We start from the raw sequence: 16,643 nt of genomic DNA, 5'->3' as shown, positions 1-16,643 counted from the left end.
CTTCCGGCGCGTCTCTTTTATTATGTATAGGAATGTTTAGAGTCCCTTGCCGTGGCAGTTTTTGTATTTCTTGCCGCTGCCGCACGGACACGGATCGTTCCGTCCCGCTTTCTTCTCCACGCGCACCGGCTCCTGAGGCTGCCGCGACGCTCCCGCACCCGTCGGAGGTTTGGGAAGCAACGGATCGCCGCCGCCGTCGGCCCGTCCGCCGCTGCTTACCGTATCTTTCTCCGTACGGTAACGGCTCATGTCCGTGCGTCGTTCGGGAGCGGCCTCGCGCACCTGCATCGATTGCTGCTCTTCTTCACGTACCGGAATCTGTCCGCGCATCAGCACGGCTACCGTCTTCTTGTTCATTTCCTCGACCATGACCTTGAACAGGTTATACGCTTCGAGCTTGTAGATCAGCAACGGGTCTTTGTTCTCGTAGCTGGCGTTCTGTACCGACTGGCGCAGGTCGTCCATCTCGCGCAGATGCTCCTTCCACGACTCATCGATCGTATGCAGCGTGATCGCTTTCTGAAACGCCTTCACGATGGCTTTCGAATCCGTCTCGTAAGCCTCTTTCAGATTACAGGAGATGTTGTACATCCGTTTGCCGTCGGTGATCGGGATCATGATGTTCTCGTACATCGCTCCCTGATTCTCGAATACCTGTTTGATAACCGGATTGGCCACTTGTGCCATCCTTTCCGTCCGGCGTTTATACTGTTTCAGCACCGCATCGAACACCTCGTTGATGAGCTGATCGGTTTTCATTTCGCGGAATGTCTCTTCCGAAACCGGGCATTCAAGCGCGAGCGTGCGGAAAAGTTCCAGTTTGAACCCTTCGAAATCGCCGCTTTCTACCGCCTGCTCCACAAGGGCTGTCGTCGTGTCGTAGAGTGTGTTCATCACATCGAGGCCGATCCGTTCACCCATCAGAGCATGACGCCGACGCGTGTAAATCACGCTTCGTTGCGAGTTCATCACGTCGTCGTATTCGAGCAGACGCTTACGGATGCCGAAGTTGTTTTCTTCCACCTTCTTCTGCGCACGCTCCACCGACTTGCTGAGCATGTTGTGCTCAAGCACTTCGCCCTCTTTGAATCCGAGCTTGTCCATCAGTCCGGCGATCCGTTCCGAAGCGAACAAACGCATCAGATTGTCTTCGAGCGAAACGAAGAACACGGACGATCCCGGGTCGCCCTGACGTCCCGCACGACCGCGTAACTGACGGTCTACACGACGGCTCTCATGACGTTCGGTACCGATAATCGCCAATCCCCCCGCAGCGCGTACCGCCGGCGACAACTTGATGTCGGTTCCGCGACCGGCCATGTTCGTGGCGATGGTCACCGTGCCCGACTGTCCCGCCAGCGCGACGATCTCCGCCTCCCGCTGGTGCAGTTTGGCATTTAATACGTTGTGCGGAATCTTACGCATGTGGAGCATACGGCTCAACAGTTCCGAAATTTCGACCGAAGTCGTACCCACAAGCACCGGCCGGCCGGCTTCGATCAGTGTGCTGATCTCTTCGATCACCGCATTGTACTTCTCGCGGGTCGTCTTGTAGATGCGGTCGTTCATGTCGGTACGCGCAATCGGCTTGTTCGTCGGGATGACGACAACATCCAATTTATAGATGTTCCAAAGCTCGCCGGCCTCCGTCTCGGCCGTACCGGTCATCCCCGACAGCTTATGATACATACGGAAATAGTTCTGCAAGGTGATGGTGGCGAACGTCTGAGTCGCCGCTTCTACCTTCACGCGCTCTTTCGCCTCGATGGCCTGATGCAACCCGTCCGAATAACGACGGCCTTCCATGATACGGCCTGTCTGCTCGTCGACGATCTTCACCTGCCCGTCGATGACCACGTATTCGTCGTCTTTCTCGAAAAGCGTGTAGGCTTTCAGCAGCTGGTTGATCGTGTGCACGCGTTCGCTCTTGATCGAATAATTCGTTAGCAACTCGTCCTTTTTGGCTTGTTTCTCCGCCTCCAATAATCCCATGTTGCTGATCTCCGACAGTTGCGAAGCGATGTCGGGCAGCACGAAGAATTGCGGATCTTCCATGTTACCCGTCAGCAGGTCGAGCCCTTTGTCGGTCAACTCGATGCTGTTGTTTTTCTCGTCGATGACGAAATAGAGATCGTCCGTTACGAGGTGCATGTTGCGCATGTTGTCCTGCATGTAAAACTCTTCGGTCTTGAGCATGCTGGCTTTCACGCCCTGTTCGCTCAGAAATTTGATGAGCGCCTTGTTTTTGGGCAGTCCCTTGAACGAGCGATAGAGCAGGAGCGTTCCTTCTTCGTGCGTTTTCTTGTCGTCGCTCGCCATCTTCGATTTGGCTTCGGTGAGGAGCTTCGTACACAAGTTCTTCTGGGCGTTGACAACGGTTTCTACCTTTGTGCGGTATTCGTCGAAGAGCTGTTCTTCGCCTTTGGGCACGGGACCGGAGATAATCAACGGCGTACGCGCGTCGTCGATCAATACCGAGTCTACCTCGTCGACAATCGCGTAGTTATGTTTGCGCTGTACGAGGTCTTGCGGGCTGATGGCCATGTTGTCGCGCAGGTAATCGAAGCCGAATTCGTTGTTCGTCCCGAATGTGATGTCGGCCAGATAAGCCTTGCGCCGGCTGTCGGAGTTCGGCTGGTGCTTGTCGATGCAATCGACCGACAGCCCGTGAAACATGTAAAGCGGTCCCATCCACTCCGAGTCACGCTTCGAGAGGTAGTCGTTGACCGTTACCACATGCACGCCTTCGCCCGTGAGGGCGTTGAGGAAGACGGGCAGCGTAGCGACGAGCGTTTTTCCTTCGCCGGTGGCCATTTCGGCAATTTTTCCCTTGTGCAGCACGACGCCGCCGAAAAGCTGCACGTCGTAATGTATCATGTCCCATTTCACCTCGTTGCCTCCGGCTACCCAATGGTTCTGATAGATAGCCTTGTCGCCTTCGATGCGTACGAAGTCGTGGCTGGCCGCCAAGTCGCGGTCGAAATCCGTTGCTGTGACCGTAATCTCTTCGTTTTGCACGAAACGACGCGCCGTATCCTTGACGATGGCAAAGGCTTCGGGCAGCACCTCCTCCAGCACTTTTTCGTACTGGTCGGCAATCTTCTTTTCGATTTCGTCTACTTCCGCCCAGATCGTTTCGCGCTCTTCCAATTCTTTTCCGTCGATGCCCTTGCGCAATTCTTCGATGCGTTTTTTCTCTTCGCTCACGTAATCCTGTATGCGCTTGCGGATATCTGCCGAACGGGCGCGCAACTCATCGTGCGAAAGCGCCTCGATGGCCGGGTAAGCCGCCTTGATCTTATCTACGTAAGGCGTAATTTCTTTTAAATCTCGTTGTGACTTGTTGCCGAACAACTTCGTCATTATTTCGTTAAATCCCATATCGTTGTATTTGTTAATTTCTTAGTTGTTAATAGATGTTTGGTGTGAAACCCGACAAACGAACCCTTACTGTTGCCGGATTTCGGGAAGCGGGTATTCGTCGCAGGCATTCGGCGGACGGATACGCAGTACGTGTGTGACGGTCGGAGCGATCTCCGTCGCCTTGATTTCGCGGTAAATATGTTGCGGTTTGATGCCGCATCCGAAGAAGATTGCCGGCATCGGTACCGCGTTGTTCCGGATGATGCGGGGTTTTTCGTTCGGGTTTTCTTCGTCGCTGATTCTCCAGCCCGGTTGCAGCGAGATCAGCAGATTGCCGCGTCCCGTGTGATACGTCCCGCGATGAAAGTCGGCCATCTCCTCATTCCACGTGCCCGAACGCAGCGCCATATCGGTGGTGACACGTTCCACCCCGCTGAACTCGCGCAGAAACTCCGCCGCCTTGTTTTCAAATTCGGCCGGATCGATTTTGGCGTCTTCGATCGTTTTACGGTTGAGGAAAACCTGATTGTTGTAAAATCCGTTGATCCAGTTTCTCTGACCGTAGATGGCCATCAGATACATGTTCAGTAACGCCATGCAGCGTTTAGGATGAAATTCTCCGCCGGCAAGTTTCATCCCTTCGGGGAGCGTTTCTTCGCTCTTGAAATAACCTGTGCCCGAAAGCACGACGAGCGTATGAGAGAGACCGACCTTTTTATCGATCAGGTCGAGCAATTGTTCGAGGTCTTTGTCCAACTGGTGGTATGTGTCCTGAATCTCGCGATTATACTCTTTGCCGGGCATATCACGGAAATTTCCGGCATAGAACGTGATAGACAGCATATCCGGTGTCGGGCGTGTTCCGAATGCCCCGTATTCGAGGAACTGAGCTGCTAATCTGTTCACTTCCTTATTGCCGTATGGCGAAGTCTTCAGGTCGGGATAACATCCTACGGTATTGGCCTTGAACGTGTGCTGAAATGCCGTGTTTTCCTGCACATAGGGCAGTGCGTCGTATTTGCCGACCGGCAGAGACGGTTGCCATACGAGCGTGCTTAACCGTGCAGGCAGCGATTCGCTTCCGTTGTTATATTTTTCCACATACCACGGCACACCTTTGTAGTAGGTCGTGGTAGCCCACTTGCCATTGTAGTTATCGAGCCAGAAAGCACCGTTGGCTGCATGTCCTGCCGAGAGGATCGCGCTTTCGGCATCAGGTGCGATGGCATAGACTTCGCTTCGCCCTTTCGAAGCGATTTTCAGCTCGTCGCCGATCGTTGCCGCCAGCAGTTTTCGGGGGGAGTAATGGTCGCGCGTGTAATTGCCGAGAAAGTCGGAATCATAGAGTGGCGAAACTTCTCTGGCTTTTTCGAAATCGTAGTGTATACTTCCGGTGATGCCGTGCGTGCAAGGATAAGCGCCGGTGAAGAGGGTGGCGAAAGCCGTTGCCTGATCAACGTTGCTGAACCCGAAGCGGACATTGTGATATACGGCACCTTCATTGAAAAGGCGTTTGAATCCGCGTTCGCCGAAGGTGTTGTAGAAATATTCGATATAATCGCCGCGCAACTGGTCGACCGTGATGTAAACGACCAATTTCGGGGCATGCTGTTGCGCCTGAAGGTTGCCTACCGCCAGAATCGCAATCAGAGAGGAGATGAATTTTATCATTCGAAATGTTTTGTCTTTCTTCTTATCAAGTATTTTCCGGAGCGTAACATTAAACTTAGCATCAGCGGAATAAAAGCGATGTTCAGATGCTGAGGGAGGAGAATCCATCCGATCGGCACTGCGCAAAGCGCCGCAAAGTTAATGAAATGATAACAATATGCGGCTTTGTTAAGTTTTTTTACGGCCATCAGGACGGCTCCTGCCCAATGAAGCGGATGCAACCATCCGAGCGAGACATTTGGCCACACGCAGGGATGTACGGAAAGGAAGCTGAGGAAGAACAGTACGCATCCCGCCGCTCCGGCAAGGAAAAACAGCCCGACATCGAGCCACCGGAGGCAGGTCTTTTGGCGGGTTTCGATAAGGGTCAGTAATGCGACCATAGCGAAGAAAATCAGACTGCATACGAATGGCGTAAAGAAAGTCTTTTGGGGCTCGTCTTTCACTTCTTCCGTGAGTATTTGGGTGTCTGAAACGAGCCGACGCTTCGATCCGTCAGGGCGGATGATCCATGCCTCTGCAAACGCCTCTTTCAGCCGCGCGGGGATGAAGAAAGACTCGCGCAGCGTCATGGTGCGGTCGGTCGGGCTGCCCAGTGCGAGATCACAGCCGAAGGTGTTCCATGGATGATAGCGTGTGCAACGATTGATCAAGTCGCGAAATGACTCTTCACCCGGTCGTTCGGCGTATGCGATCTTTCCATGAACAGCCTGTTCGATCATCATGGCCGGACGGGTGGCGCAGTTATCGAAGAAAAAATTATACCGGTATACTCGATTTTCAGGGAGCGCGTTTGTCGTGAGTGCCCGGAGTAGTGCTGCCTGCTCGGTCGAGTCGAGGTTGAGCATCTGTTCGCACACCTCGCTGCCGCGCATCCGGTATTCGTTCAGATAGCTCTCGAAATCTATGACGCCGAGTATATAGTCCGTTTCGCCATACGCAAAGCGATAAATAAAGTTAGGCTTGGAAAAATCAAAAATACCGTAGTTGAAGACATAATCCGACGTGCGGATGAAACTTTCCGTTTCCAGTCTTTCCTGAATGCGTATGGCCGTGTGACCGTAGAGCGTGTACACGTCGTCGTCGCTGGGCGAGCACGTCAGCAGGCTGATGCGGAGGTGATTGCCTGAATTGGCTGTCTGTCCGCTGATGGTAAGGGCGATGGAGAGCAAAAAGCCTGCCAGCAGCCCTTTTCCGCAACGCAGGTTTCGTTTTCTTTTCAACATGTTCTTCTTTTTTCTTTGTTCATGACAATGCGATAAAAAGCATTTCTATCGAATCGTTCCGGATGTCTGATGCGATGTCTTACACCTCATAAAGTCCGCAAAGATAATTCTTTTTAACGGAAAAACAGATGGATGGTGACGGTTCGGAGTCCAAACTGTCCGATCGGAATATTATGTGGGAAGTACAGGTATATCTATCTCGTTTCATCTTTCGTACCATGTCGGTGAAACGATTAAAGAATCATGCGTATATCCGCGAAAAAAAGATGGGTTGAAACGAAGAGAATCTGTTGTTTTTGTTTTTTTAACGGACGGAGGTGTGTTTTATTTTGAAAGACGCCTGAAAAATTCCATCTTTGCAACTTCAAATATAATATGTATCGGATCAAATCGAATAATATAATATAATGTTGAAAAATAGTAGATCAGGGCTGATTTTTGTCATCCTTGTCAGCTTAAGTATGTCGCTGTTTTCACAAAACAGCACGCGTTCACCCTATACGCGCTACGGGTATGGCATGCTGTCCGACCGTTCGTTCGGAGCCGGCCGCTCTATGGGAGGGATAGGCTACGGGTTGCGCTCTTCGAAGCAGATTAACCCGATGAATCCCGCTTCGTACACGAGCATGGATTCACTCACTTTTCTTTTCGATGTGGGAGCTACGGCGCAAATGTCATGGCTTGATGACGGTCTGCGCAAACAAAACGATTTGAACGGAAATTTTGAATATGCTGCCATGCAGTTCCCACTTCATCGCCGTGTGGCGATGAGTATCGGTATTCTTCCGTATTCGTCTGTCGGATATGATTATATGGCGCCGAGTCAAGGTAAAGAGGGCTATACGGATGTATTTTCCGGCACGGGCGGATTAAACGAAGTGTACGGAGGATTGTCTGTTGAAATATGGAAGAAGCGTCTTTCAGTTGGAGCGAACGTAAGTTATATGTTCGGAAATATAAATCATCAGAGTGCAACGAATCTGAATATCCCGTTATATCGGTTGAATAAGGTGGTTGTACATAATCTGAAATACGATGTGGGGATGCAATACACCCATCCGCTGACTAAAACGGACCGGCTGACATTCGGATGGGCTTATTCGCCGAAACGTCGTCTGAAAACGACAGCTTACCATGTCGTTAGCAATTCCGAATATTTTGAACGGACGATAGAGGGGGATACGTTGCGCAATCAGGGTTTCGATATTCCCAATTCGTACGGCTTCGGTCTCTCCTATACCAAAGATTACAAAATGATTCTGGCCGCTGATGTCGCTTATCAGGAATGGTCGGGTGCAAAGTTTTTCAACCGTAGCGACGACTTTAAAGATCGTCTCCGCGTCGCTCTCGGAGGAGAGTATATACCGAACTACTTCACCCGTTCGTATCTGAACCGCATCCGTTATCGCGCCGGATTGCATTACAGCGATTCGTATCTGAAAGTGAACGGAAGCGGTTATAAGGAATATGGAGCGACATTGGGAGTAGGCTTCCCCATGTTGGACAACCGCTCGTTTATCAATGCCTCGTTCGAGTATGTGAAAATAGCTCCGGACAGTAAAGCACTGATCAATGAGCAGTATCTCCGGTTCACGGTCAGCTATACATTTAACGAATATTGGTTCTTTAAACGTAAGGTGGATTAAAATAGAGAATTGTGGTTTCTTGATTTGTTGAACATAAAAAAACAGTATAGTGATGAAAATGAAAGGAATTTTAGTTGTCGCCGGTCTTTGGGCGGCAGTAGCAGGTGCCAATGCACAGAAAGGAGTGGATAACGGAACAAAATATGGTTCGGGCGAAGACAGCATTCGCTGCCTGACAAACATCAGTCTGTTTGTTCCTTATGCCAAAGTAAACAATTTTCAGGATGCTTATCCGTCCTGGAAGATTGCGTACGAAGAATGTCCGGCTGCGACCAAAGATATTTACCTCTACGGGGTTCGTATCATGAATTGGAAGATCGAGCAGGAAAAAGACGCGACGAAGCGAGAGGCACTCATCAACGATCTGATGGCTGTGTATGATAAGCGTATCCAATATTTCGGGAACGACCCGAAATACGGGAAGGATTGGATTGTTGGCCGTAAAACGCAGGATTACCTGAGTCTCAAAGGCGACAAGGCCGATATTCCGATGGTCTATGGCTGGTTAGGACAAGTGTTGGATGAATATAAGGAAAAGACGGACGAACTGGCTGTTTCGCAGTACATGTTTGCTTCACATAAGATGATGGAAAAAGATGAAGCCGGACATAAGGCAAAATTTGTTCAGGACTTTCTCAAATGTTCGTCCATTTTTGATGCGCAGATCAAGGCTGCTCAGGGTGCCGGCAATCAAAAGTTGGTAGATAATCTGACGGCTATGAAAGCTGGTGTGGAAAAAGGTTTTTCGGGCAGTGGAGCTGCCGATTGCGAGACTCTGCAAAGTATTTATGCTGATCAGATCGAGGCTAACAAGGATAATCTGGATTTCCTTAAAGAAACGATTTCGCTCATGAGAAGAGCCGGATGTCAGGAAATCGATGCTTACTTTGCAGCATCCGAGTATGCTTATCAGAAAGAAAAAACAGCGGAAATCGCATGGGGTATGGGTAAGCAGTCTGTAAAAAAGAAAGATTACGATGCTGCGGAGCGCTATTTCAACGAAGCGGCCGAAATGGCGACCGATAACGAAATGAAGGAAAACATATACTTTACGTTGGCAGCCATTGCACTTGAACAGCGGTCGTATCAGAAAATGCGTAACTTTTGCAACAAGACGCTGAGCATTAATCCGAATAACGGAAAGGCGTACATCATGATCGGAAAGGCGTATGCTGCGACGGCTTCCAGCATCTTCCCCGATGATCCGGTGAAGAAGAAATGCGTTTATTATGCCGCCGTAGATAAGTTCCAGAAGGCTCGTTCGGTCGATCCTTCCGTAGCCAGTGAAGCTGCGTCGCTGATTTCGACTTACAGTTCATACTTCCCCACGACGGAAGAAGTGTTTATGCACCCCGACCTGAATAAAGGTCAAAGCTTCATGATCGGAGGCTGGATCGGTGAGCAGACGACGGTAAGATAAAAACGCGGAATGACGCATTCGCGCTCAAACAACCAATCTCGCATAGCAATCCTCTTCGGAGTGATTGCTATGCCTCTTTTATGCGCCCTCGTTTCCTGTGGCGGCGAGAAGAAGGAAATCGTAGATGTCGGGTTCGATCCGGATAGCTCGTATACGATGAAAGCGACCCAAATTGTGACAATGGTATCCGATTCTGGGATTACCCGGTATAAAGTCGTGACTGCAGAATGGCTGATGTTCGACGAGGCGGAAGAGCCGTACTGGTTCTTCCCGGAGAAAGTACATCTGGAAAAATTCGACTCGCTCTTTCGGGTCGAGGCGAGTGTCGATGCCGATACGGCTTACTACTATAAACGGAAAGAACTTTGGAAGCTGTCGGGCAACGTGCGTGTCAAGAACCTTGAAGGAGAACAGTTCGAAACCGAACTTTTGTTTTGGGACGATCAGGGAAAGAAAGTTTATTCCGATCGTTTTATCCGCATTACCAAAGGCGATTTTGTGAACACCGGCATGGGCTTCGAGTCCAACCTCACCCTTACGCAATACCGGATTTTCAATGCAGGGGCGGAGATACCGTTAGAAACAGACAAGGCGGATACGACGCAATCCGAACCGCCACTTTCGCCGTAAAAATAAAAAAAGAAGGAAATAATTGGGTCATTTCTTTTTTTTTGTACCTTTGTGCCCCTAAATAAAGGATAAATAAATTAAAAACATAGAAAACAGATTAGATGGCTACGTTAGAAAAAATTAGAGGTCATGCTCCGCTTCTTGTTATCGTGGTTGGGCTTGCTTTACTCGGATTTATTGTACAGGACTTTTTGAATTCCGGATCAACGTATTTCCGGCACTCTCAAAATCAGGTGGTGACGGTAGACGGCACCCCAGTCGATTATCAGGATTACCAGCAACGTATTGAGGAAATGACCGAAGTATACAAGTTGCAGTATGGTCTGCAAAGTCTTACGGAAGATCAGACTACGCAGTTGCGTCAGAGCGTATACAACTCAATGGTGCATGAAATTGTGATGAAAGACGTATTGGACAAGATCGGTATTGATGTGACTTCGGACGAATTGTTCGACATGATTCAGGGAGACCATGTGCCGCAGATCGTTCAGCAGAATCCTTTGTTTATCGACCCTCAGACACAGCAGTTCAGCAAGACGCGTGCCTTGAGCATACTTAAAACGCTTGAAAATATAGAGGCTGTTCCCGAAGCACAACGCGAAGAAGTGGCTCGCATGCGCGATTTCTGGTTGTTCTGGGAGCGTAACATGAAGATGCAGCGGATGCAGGAAAAATATACGAATCTGCTCTCTAAAGCTATTGTAGCCAATCCGATCGATGCTAAAGATGCATATGAAGGATCTATCGAGAGTTCGGATATTGTGTATGCCATGCAGTCGTACGCTTCCATTCCCGACTCGACAGTGAAAGTAGACGACTCCGAAATCCGGAAGATTTATAACCTTCGTAAGGAACAGTATAAGCAGAGCGAAGCGAGAGTGCTCGATTACATCGCCGTCAACGTACGTCCGAGTCAGGATGATTATGAGCAGGTGAGCAAGGAAATCGAAGACGTAAGAGCTCAACTGATGGCTACCGACAGCATTGAGCATATCATATCCAGATATTCCAGAAATCCGTACATGGATTTTTTCGTGTCGGAAAAAGACATGCGGGATGAAGATTTGAAACGTTTCGTTTCGACGGCCGAGGTCGGCGCGGTAGAAGGTCCTGTTTTTAAAGATGACAGCTATCGTGTATATAAACTTGTCGATAAGAAGATGGCTTCGGATTCGGTGAAGATCAGCGATATTTTTCTGGCATCGCAGGGTGTTGTAACGAACGAACTGACGCATTTGGCCGACAGCTTGATGACGCTCCTGAAAGGCGGAGCCGACATGGACGAGTTGGCCAAGAAATATTCGTCGTTCGGTGCGGCCGAAACGGGAGCAGACTTGGGATGGCTTACCGAGGCTGCCATTGCGCAAAGCAATATCGGCGCCGAGTTTCAGCGCGAGGCCTTTTCGGCTGCTCTGAATCAGCCGATCTTGATTAAGACACAGAACGGTTATCACCTGATGAAAGTTACGGAACGTACGGCCAGTGTACCTAAATATAAAGTGGGTTATGTGTATATGGATGTTGCGCCGAGCAATAAGACATACAGCCAAATGTTCAACGACCTGAATAGTTTTGTGGCAAAAAACAATACGGCCGATAAGATAACGGAAGCCGTGAAGGAGAGCAATTACGAACTGGTTCAGAATGTAACGGTAACGACTCAAGAGCATAATCTCGGCGGCATTCAGGATGCCCGTCAGGTTGTTCGTTGGGCTTTCGAGAACGAAAAGAAAGGTACTGTTTCAGATATCAAAGAATGTAAGTCGAGACTGTCGAATACCGACGGTTATCAAACGACCTACGTGGTAGCGATCCTTCGCGACGTGCTGGAAGAAGGTTATCAGCCGATGCAGTCGGTGGCTCCGATGATTCGTATGGAGCTATTGGCTCAGAAGAAAGGTGAGCAGATTGTCAAAGATCTGAAAGCGAAAAATCTGACCTCGATCGATGCCTATGCGCAGGCGATGGGTTCGCGCATCGACACGGTGAGATACATTACGATGAATACGCCCCGGATTTCGGGTATCGGTATGGAGCCCGTCCTGAATGCGGGTGTAGCCTATGCCGCTCAGAACGAATTGGCCGGTCCGCTTGCCGGAAACAATGGGGTGTACGTCTTCAGGGTGTATAATCGTACAAAAGAGAATGTGCCGTATGACGAAAAAGAGCAGGTGCGTTCGTTGGAAGAAAATATGGGACCGCGTGTCGGCTATTTCTCCATCCAGAAACTGATGGAAGGGGCGAAGATAAACGACAATCGGATCCGTTTCGAGTAAATCTTTTTGGGCATGAATTATAAAAGAGGGTGTGTCAAAACGAAAGGTTTTGGCGCACCCTCTTAAGGTGTGTAGGAAGGGGTAAGATGAAAAGCAATGGAGCAATTCCCCTGTGATGGCACGCCGTTTTTTATCGTTTTATACATAAACAATGGAAGCAAAAAAACGTTTGTTGGGGATGACCCTTGCACAATTGCGTGAAGTGGCTGCCGAAGTAGGCCTGCCGGCTTATGCTGCCGGACAGATGGCCGACTGGCTGTACCGGAAACAAGTCGGGGCGATCGCAGATATGACGAACATCGCTTTGGCGAAACGGAAGTTGCTCGAAACGCACTATGAGGTAGGAGCCGTAGCGCCTGCCGAATCGGTACGTTCGATAGACGGAACGGTCAAGTACCTGTTTTCGGCGGGCAAGGCGCGCGCAGTCGAAGCGGTCTTTATCCCGTCCGAAAACCGGGCGACGCTTTGTGTCTCGTCGCAAGTAGGGTGTAAGATGGGATGCCTGTTTTGCATGACGGGCAAGCAGGGATTCTCGGCCAACTTGACGGCGAACGAGATATTGAATCAGATCCGCTCGGTACCCGAGTCAGACAAGCTCACGAACGTCGTCTTTATGGGGATGGGTGAGCCGTTCGACAATCCGAACGAACTGTTCAACGTGCTTGAAATACTGACCGAGCCGTACGGTTACGGCTGGAGCCCCAAGCGGATTACGGTATCGACCGTCGGGGTGCCTAAAGGTCTGCGCCGTTTTCTCGACGAAAGCACCTGTCATCTGGCCGTCAGCCTGCATTCGCCTTTCCCCGAAGAACGTCAGTCCTTGATGCCGGTCGAAAAGGCTTACTCGCTCACCGACCTGATCGGATTGTTGCGGCAATATGATTTTGCGCATCAGCGGCGCGTCTCGTTCGAATACATCCTCTTCGAAGGACTGAATGATACGCTCGGACATGTCAAGGCGCTGGCGGCATTGCTTAAGGGTATTCCGTGTCGCGTGAACCTGATCCGTTTTCATGCCATTCCTTCCGTGCCGCTCAAAAGCTGTACGCCAGCCAGGATGGAGCAGTTTCGCGATGCGCTCAATGCGAAAGGCGTCGTCTGTACGATTCGTGCTTCGCGAGGAGAAGATATTTTCGCGGCCTGCGGAATGTTATCGACCGCCCGTTTGAACGACGAAAAAAAAGATAAGCGCTTGTAGAAAAGTGAAATTTTATCGGGCATACGGGTTATACAATCAAATTTTTTATGTACGTTTGTAAACAAAATTTTTATACACGATGAAAACTCCGATTTTAACTCTCATGGCGGGACTTTTGCTGGCGTTACTCGGCGCCTGCCATTCAACCCCGTCGGTAGTGACGGCAACCGGTATGCCGTACGAAGTGGTGGTCGTTGCCACACCTTCGAACTGGAATGATACGCTGGGAGCAGTGCTGAAAGAGGAACTGCGCCAGCCGGTACACGGCCTTCCGCAGATCGAACCTTCGATGCGGATTACGTATGTGGCGCCGAACGATTTTAACGGTCTCATGACGTATGTTCGCAACATCCTCATGGTCGATATTGACGAAGGAAAATATACGAGGCTCTCGCTGCGTACCGAAAAAAATCGTTGGGCTTCGGGGCAGACCGTCGTATATTTTACCGCTCCGAACGAATCGATGCTCATCGATTACCTGAGGCTGCATCAAGGTATACTGACCGATTATTTCACCCGGTTGGAGATGGCACGCATGGCCGAGGTGATGCAGGAAACGTACAGCTCTCGCGTGATGGATAAGGTCAAAACCAAGTTCGATGTGATGCTCAATGTGCCTTCCGACATTACTTCCGATAAAGATACGGCCGATTTCTATTGGGCGTCGAACAATGCCAATACCGGACGTATGGATGTGGTAGTCTATACGTTCCCATATACCGATGCCAACACGTTCTCGCAGGAATATTTCAGAGCGATGCGCGACTCGATTCTCGGTGCGAATATCCCCGGTGCGTTCCCCAATTCTCACATGACGACGGTACCTTTCGGACTCTCGTACGAAGTCAAAAAACTGCAAGGCAAATATTGCGGTGTGTTGCGGGGCTTGTGGAAGATGGAAGGCGACATGATGGGAGGGCCCTTCGTCAGCTATGCGCGCCTCGACGAGGCCAACAACCGCATCGTGGTGGCCGAAGGGTTCGTATATGCGCCCGAAACGGACAAGCGGAATTACATCCGCCGGCTCGAAGCTGCGTTGCACACCTTGCGTCTGCCGGGCGAGTTCGACAAGCCGCTCGACACGGTCGGCGACATGAATGAAAATACGCAAGACGAAGAACAGCAAATAAACGGGAAGAAAAATGATTAAGGTCGGCATTACGCACGGCGACATCAACGGCGTCGGGTACGAAATCATCCTGAAAACATTCGCCGAAGACCGGATGATGGAACTTTGTACGCCGGTGATTTACGGCTCGCTCAAAATCGCTCTTGCGTATCAGAAAACGTTGGGTATCGAACCGCTGACTTTTAAGGTCATTCAAAAGCCTCAGGATGCGGTGGAAGGTAAGCTGAATATCATCAATTGTGTGCCGGCCGAACTGACGGCCACCCCCGGCGAATCGACCGGCGACGGAGGCAAGGCCGCCTTCAAAGCCCTTGAGGCCGCGGTGGCCGATCTTAAGCGCGGCGCGATCGATACGCTTGTAACGGCGCCGATCAACAAACACAACATCCAATGCGAAGGTTTCCGCTTTCCCGGTCATACCGAATACCTTGAAGAGTGCTTCGGCGAAAACGGACAGCATCGCTCGCTCATGGTGCTGATGAACGAAGACTTGCGCGTAGCGTTGGTGACAGGTCATGTACCGGTGACGGAAATTAAAGACAGCCTCACACAAGAGTCAATCGTGCGCAAACTCATACTTTTCAATACCTCGCTCAAGCAAGACTTCGGCATTGTCCGTCCGCGCATTGCCGTGCTGGCACTCAATCCGCATGCGGGCGAAGCCGGTTTGCTGGGGCGCGAGGAAGAGACGATCATCATTCCGGCCATCAATGAGGCCGAGAAAGAAGGAGTAATGTCGTTCGGACCCTACGCGGCCGACGGCTTCTTCGGTTCGAAGATGTATCAACATTTTGACGGAGTACTGGCCATGTATCACGATCAGGGACTGGCCCCGTTTAAGACGCTGGCGATGGACAACGGCGTGAACTATACGGCCGGGTTGCCCATTGTCCGCACCTCGCCCGATCATGGAACAGCCTACGATATTGCCGGTCGAAACGAAGCCTCCGAAGTCTCTTTCCGCCATGCCGTCTATGCTTCGATCGACATCTTTCGCCACCGCGAAATCTACCGTGAGATGACGGCCAATCCCCTACGGACAGAGTATGTAGACAAAGGTGGGCACGATAACGTCAAACTCGATCTCACGAAAGACGATTTGGACGAATCGTAACAAGGAGGAGGCGTTCGCGTGGAAAATCGGGCGAACGCTTCCTGTTCGGTTTTATCGCAAATAATTTGTGGGAGATAAATCGCTACAGGAATTTTAACCAAACAGCGTTGCGGCTAATAAATCTCTACACAGATTTATCAGAAACAACTTGCGGGGAATAAATCTTCACACAGATTTATTACAAACAACGATGCGGGAGATAAATCTTCACACAGATTTATTAGAAACAATTTGCAGGGAATAAATCTTCGCACAGATTTATTACAAACAACGATGCGGGAAATAAATCTCTACACAGATTGATTAAAACCATCATTGTGGCAACGAAAATGCGATACCGTTTTCCAGAAAAGGCCAACGCGTCTCTCTTTCGTGTGTGAAAGGTAGTATAAATTGTAAAAATTGAAAAAAAGCTATATCTTTGCCCTTCCAGTAAGCTAAAGGAATTATGTTCAAAAATAAAACGATTGTGTATACATCGGGAACATTCGATATGTTCCATTACAATCATCTACGCATGATTAACTATGCACGCAGTCTGGGCGATATCCTCATTGTCGGGGTAAGCACCGACGAGTTGGTTTCTTCCTATAAGGCGCCTCCTATCATCCCGTTTAACGAACGCATGCAGATCATCGAAGCGCTCAAAACGCCCGATATCGTCATTCCGCAACATACCCTCGATCATACCGAGATTGTCAAAAAACTCAATATCGACGCTTTTGTGGTAGGCGATGACTGGTATGGGAAGTACGACTATCTGAAAGATGTCGATGTGCAGGTCTTTTATTTCCCCTACGGTACGGGCGTCTCTTCGTCATCGCTGCGCAAGACAATTCACGACTCGTACGAGAAGCATTTGCAAGATGAACGAAAGGCAAAACCTGTTTCCGTAAAAACGATGGAAGTTGCTCCGGTAGCAGCCGAAAATACCGCTCCGAAGAAAACGGCATCGAAAAAAGCAAAGTAA

At 50.0% G+C, this 16,643-nt stretch carries 12 protein-coding genes; 9 read left to right on the top strand and 3 right to left on the bottom strand.

The features are described 5' to 3' along the window. Positions 1-36: 36 nt before the first annotated feature. The 3 genes from secA to ACTTKA_RS00850 all read right to left on the bottom strand — a co-directional run bounded on the left by secA (position 37) and on the right by ACTTKA_RS00850 (position 6,260). Positions 37-3,381, bottom strand: a complete 3,345-nt coding sequence (secA, locus tag ACTTKA_RS00860; RefSeq protein ID WP_442723611.1) for a preprotein translocase subunit SecA — start codon at positions 3,379-3,381, stop codon at positions 37-39. A 66-nt stretch (positions 3,382-3,447) separates the two neighbouring features. Then, a complete protein-coding gene (locus ACTTKA_RS00855; RefSeq protein WP_442714043.1) occupies positions 3,448-5,034 on the bottom strand; it encodes an alkaline phosphatase family protein in 1,587 nt (528 codons plus the stop codon). Beyond that, positions 5,031-6,260: a lipoprotein N-acyltransferase Lnb domain-containing protein gene (locus ACTTKA_RS00850; RefSeq protein ID WP_442714044.1), complete on the bottom strand. Its 1,230-nt coding sequence runs from the start codon at positions 6,258-6,260 to the stop codon at positions 5,031-5,033. Before ACTTKA_RS00850 ends, ACTTKA_RS00855 begins: the two co-directional genes overlap by 4 nt. Before the next feature lie 128 nt (positions 6,261-6,388). On the opposite strand from ACTTKA_RS00850, the gene ACTTKA_RS00845 reads away from it, so the two are divergent. From ACTTKA_RS00845 to ACTTKA_RS00805, 9 genes are all read left to right on the top strand, one after another. Beyond that, positions 6,389-6,535 carry a hypothetical protein gene (locus ACTTKA_RS00845; protein WP_179859341.1) on the top strand — a complete coding sequence of 49 codons (147 nt, stop codon included), beginning with the start codon at positions 6,389-6,391 and terminating at the stop codon, positions 6,533-6,535. 132 nt (positions 6,536-6,667) lie between these two features. Further along, positions 6,668-7,906, top strand: coding sequence for a hypothetical protein (locus ACTTKA_RS00840; protein ID WP_442714045.1), 1,239 nt, complete (start codon positions 6,668-6,670; stop codon positions 7,904-7,906). 52 nt (positions 7,907-7,958) lie between these two features. Then, on the top strand, positions 7,959-9,326 hold the full coding sequence (locus ACTTKA_RS00835) for a tetratricopeptide repeat protein (RefSeq protein ID WP_442723610.1): 1,368 nt from the start codon (positions 7,959-7,961) through the stop codon (positions 9,324-9,326). A gap of 9 nt (positions 9,327-9,335) precedes the next feature. After that, on the top strand, positions 9,336-9,956 hold the full coding sequence (gene lptC, locus ACTTKA_RS00830) for an LPS export ABC transporter periplasmic protein LptC (protein ID WP_442723609.1): 621 nt from the start codon (positions 9,336-9,338) through the stop codon (positions 9,954-9,956). Positions 9,957-10,057: 101 nt separating this feature from the next. Further along, the gene (locus ACTTKA_RS00825) at positions 10,058-12,232 is read left to right on the top strand and encodes a peptidylprolyl isomerase (protein ID WP_442723608.1); all 2,175 of its coding nucleotides are present in this window, start codon (positions 10,058-10,060) and stop codon (positions 12,230-12,232) included. Positions 12,233-12,383: 151 nt separating this feature from the next. Further along, complete coding sequence (gene rlmN, locus ACTTKA_RS00820) at positions 12,384-13,430, top strand: 23S rRNA (adenine(2503)-C(2))-methyltransferase RlmN (protein WP_442723607.1); 1,047 nt, start codon at positions 12,384-12,386, stop codon at positions 13,428-13,430. Positions 13,431-13,509: 79 nt separating this feature from the next. Then, on the top strand, positions 13,510-14,580 hold the full coding sequence (locus ACTTKA_RS00815; RefSeq protein WP_442723606.1) for a DUF4837 family protein: 1,071 nt from the start codon (positions 13,510-13,512) through the stop codon (positions 14,578-14,580). Then, entirely contained in the window at positions 14,573-15,673 is a 1,101-nt protein-coding gene (pdxA, locus tag ACTTKA_RS00810) for a 4-hydroxythreonine-4-phosphate dehydrogenase PdxA (RefSeq protein WP_442723605.1), read from the top strand. The genes ACTTKA_RS00815 and pdxA overlap by 8 nt, the downstream gene beginning before the upstream one ends. A 448-nt stretch (positions 15,674-16,121) precedes the next feature. Further along, a complete protein-coding gene (locus ACTTKA_RS00805) occupies positions 16,122-16,643 on the top strand; it encodes an adenylyltransferase/cytidyltransferase family protein (protein ID WP_442714052.1) in 522 nt (173 codons plus the stop codon).

Source organism: Tannerella sp., assembly GCF_052170195.1.
In the GTDB taxonomy this organism is placed as follows: domain Bacteria; phylum Bacteroidota; class Bacteroidia; order Bacteroidales; family Tannerellaceae; genus Tannerella.
Note: the sequence above shows the minus strand (reverse complement) of the source record. Positions and strands in the feature narration are given on the sequence as shown.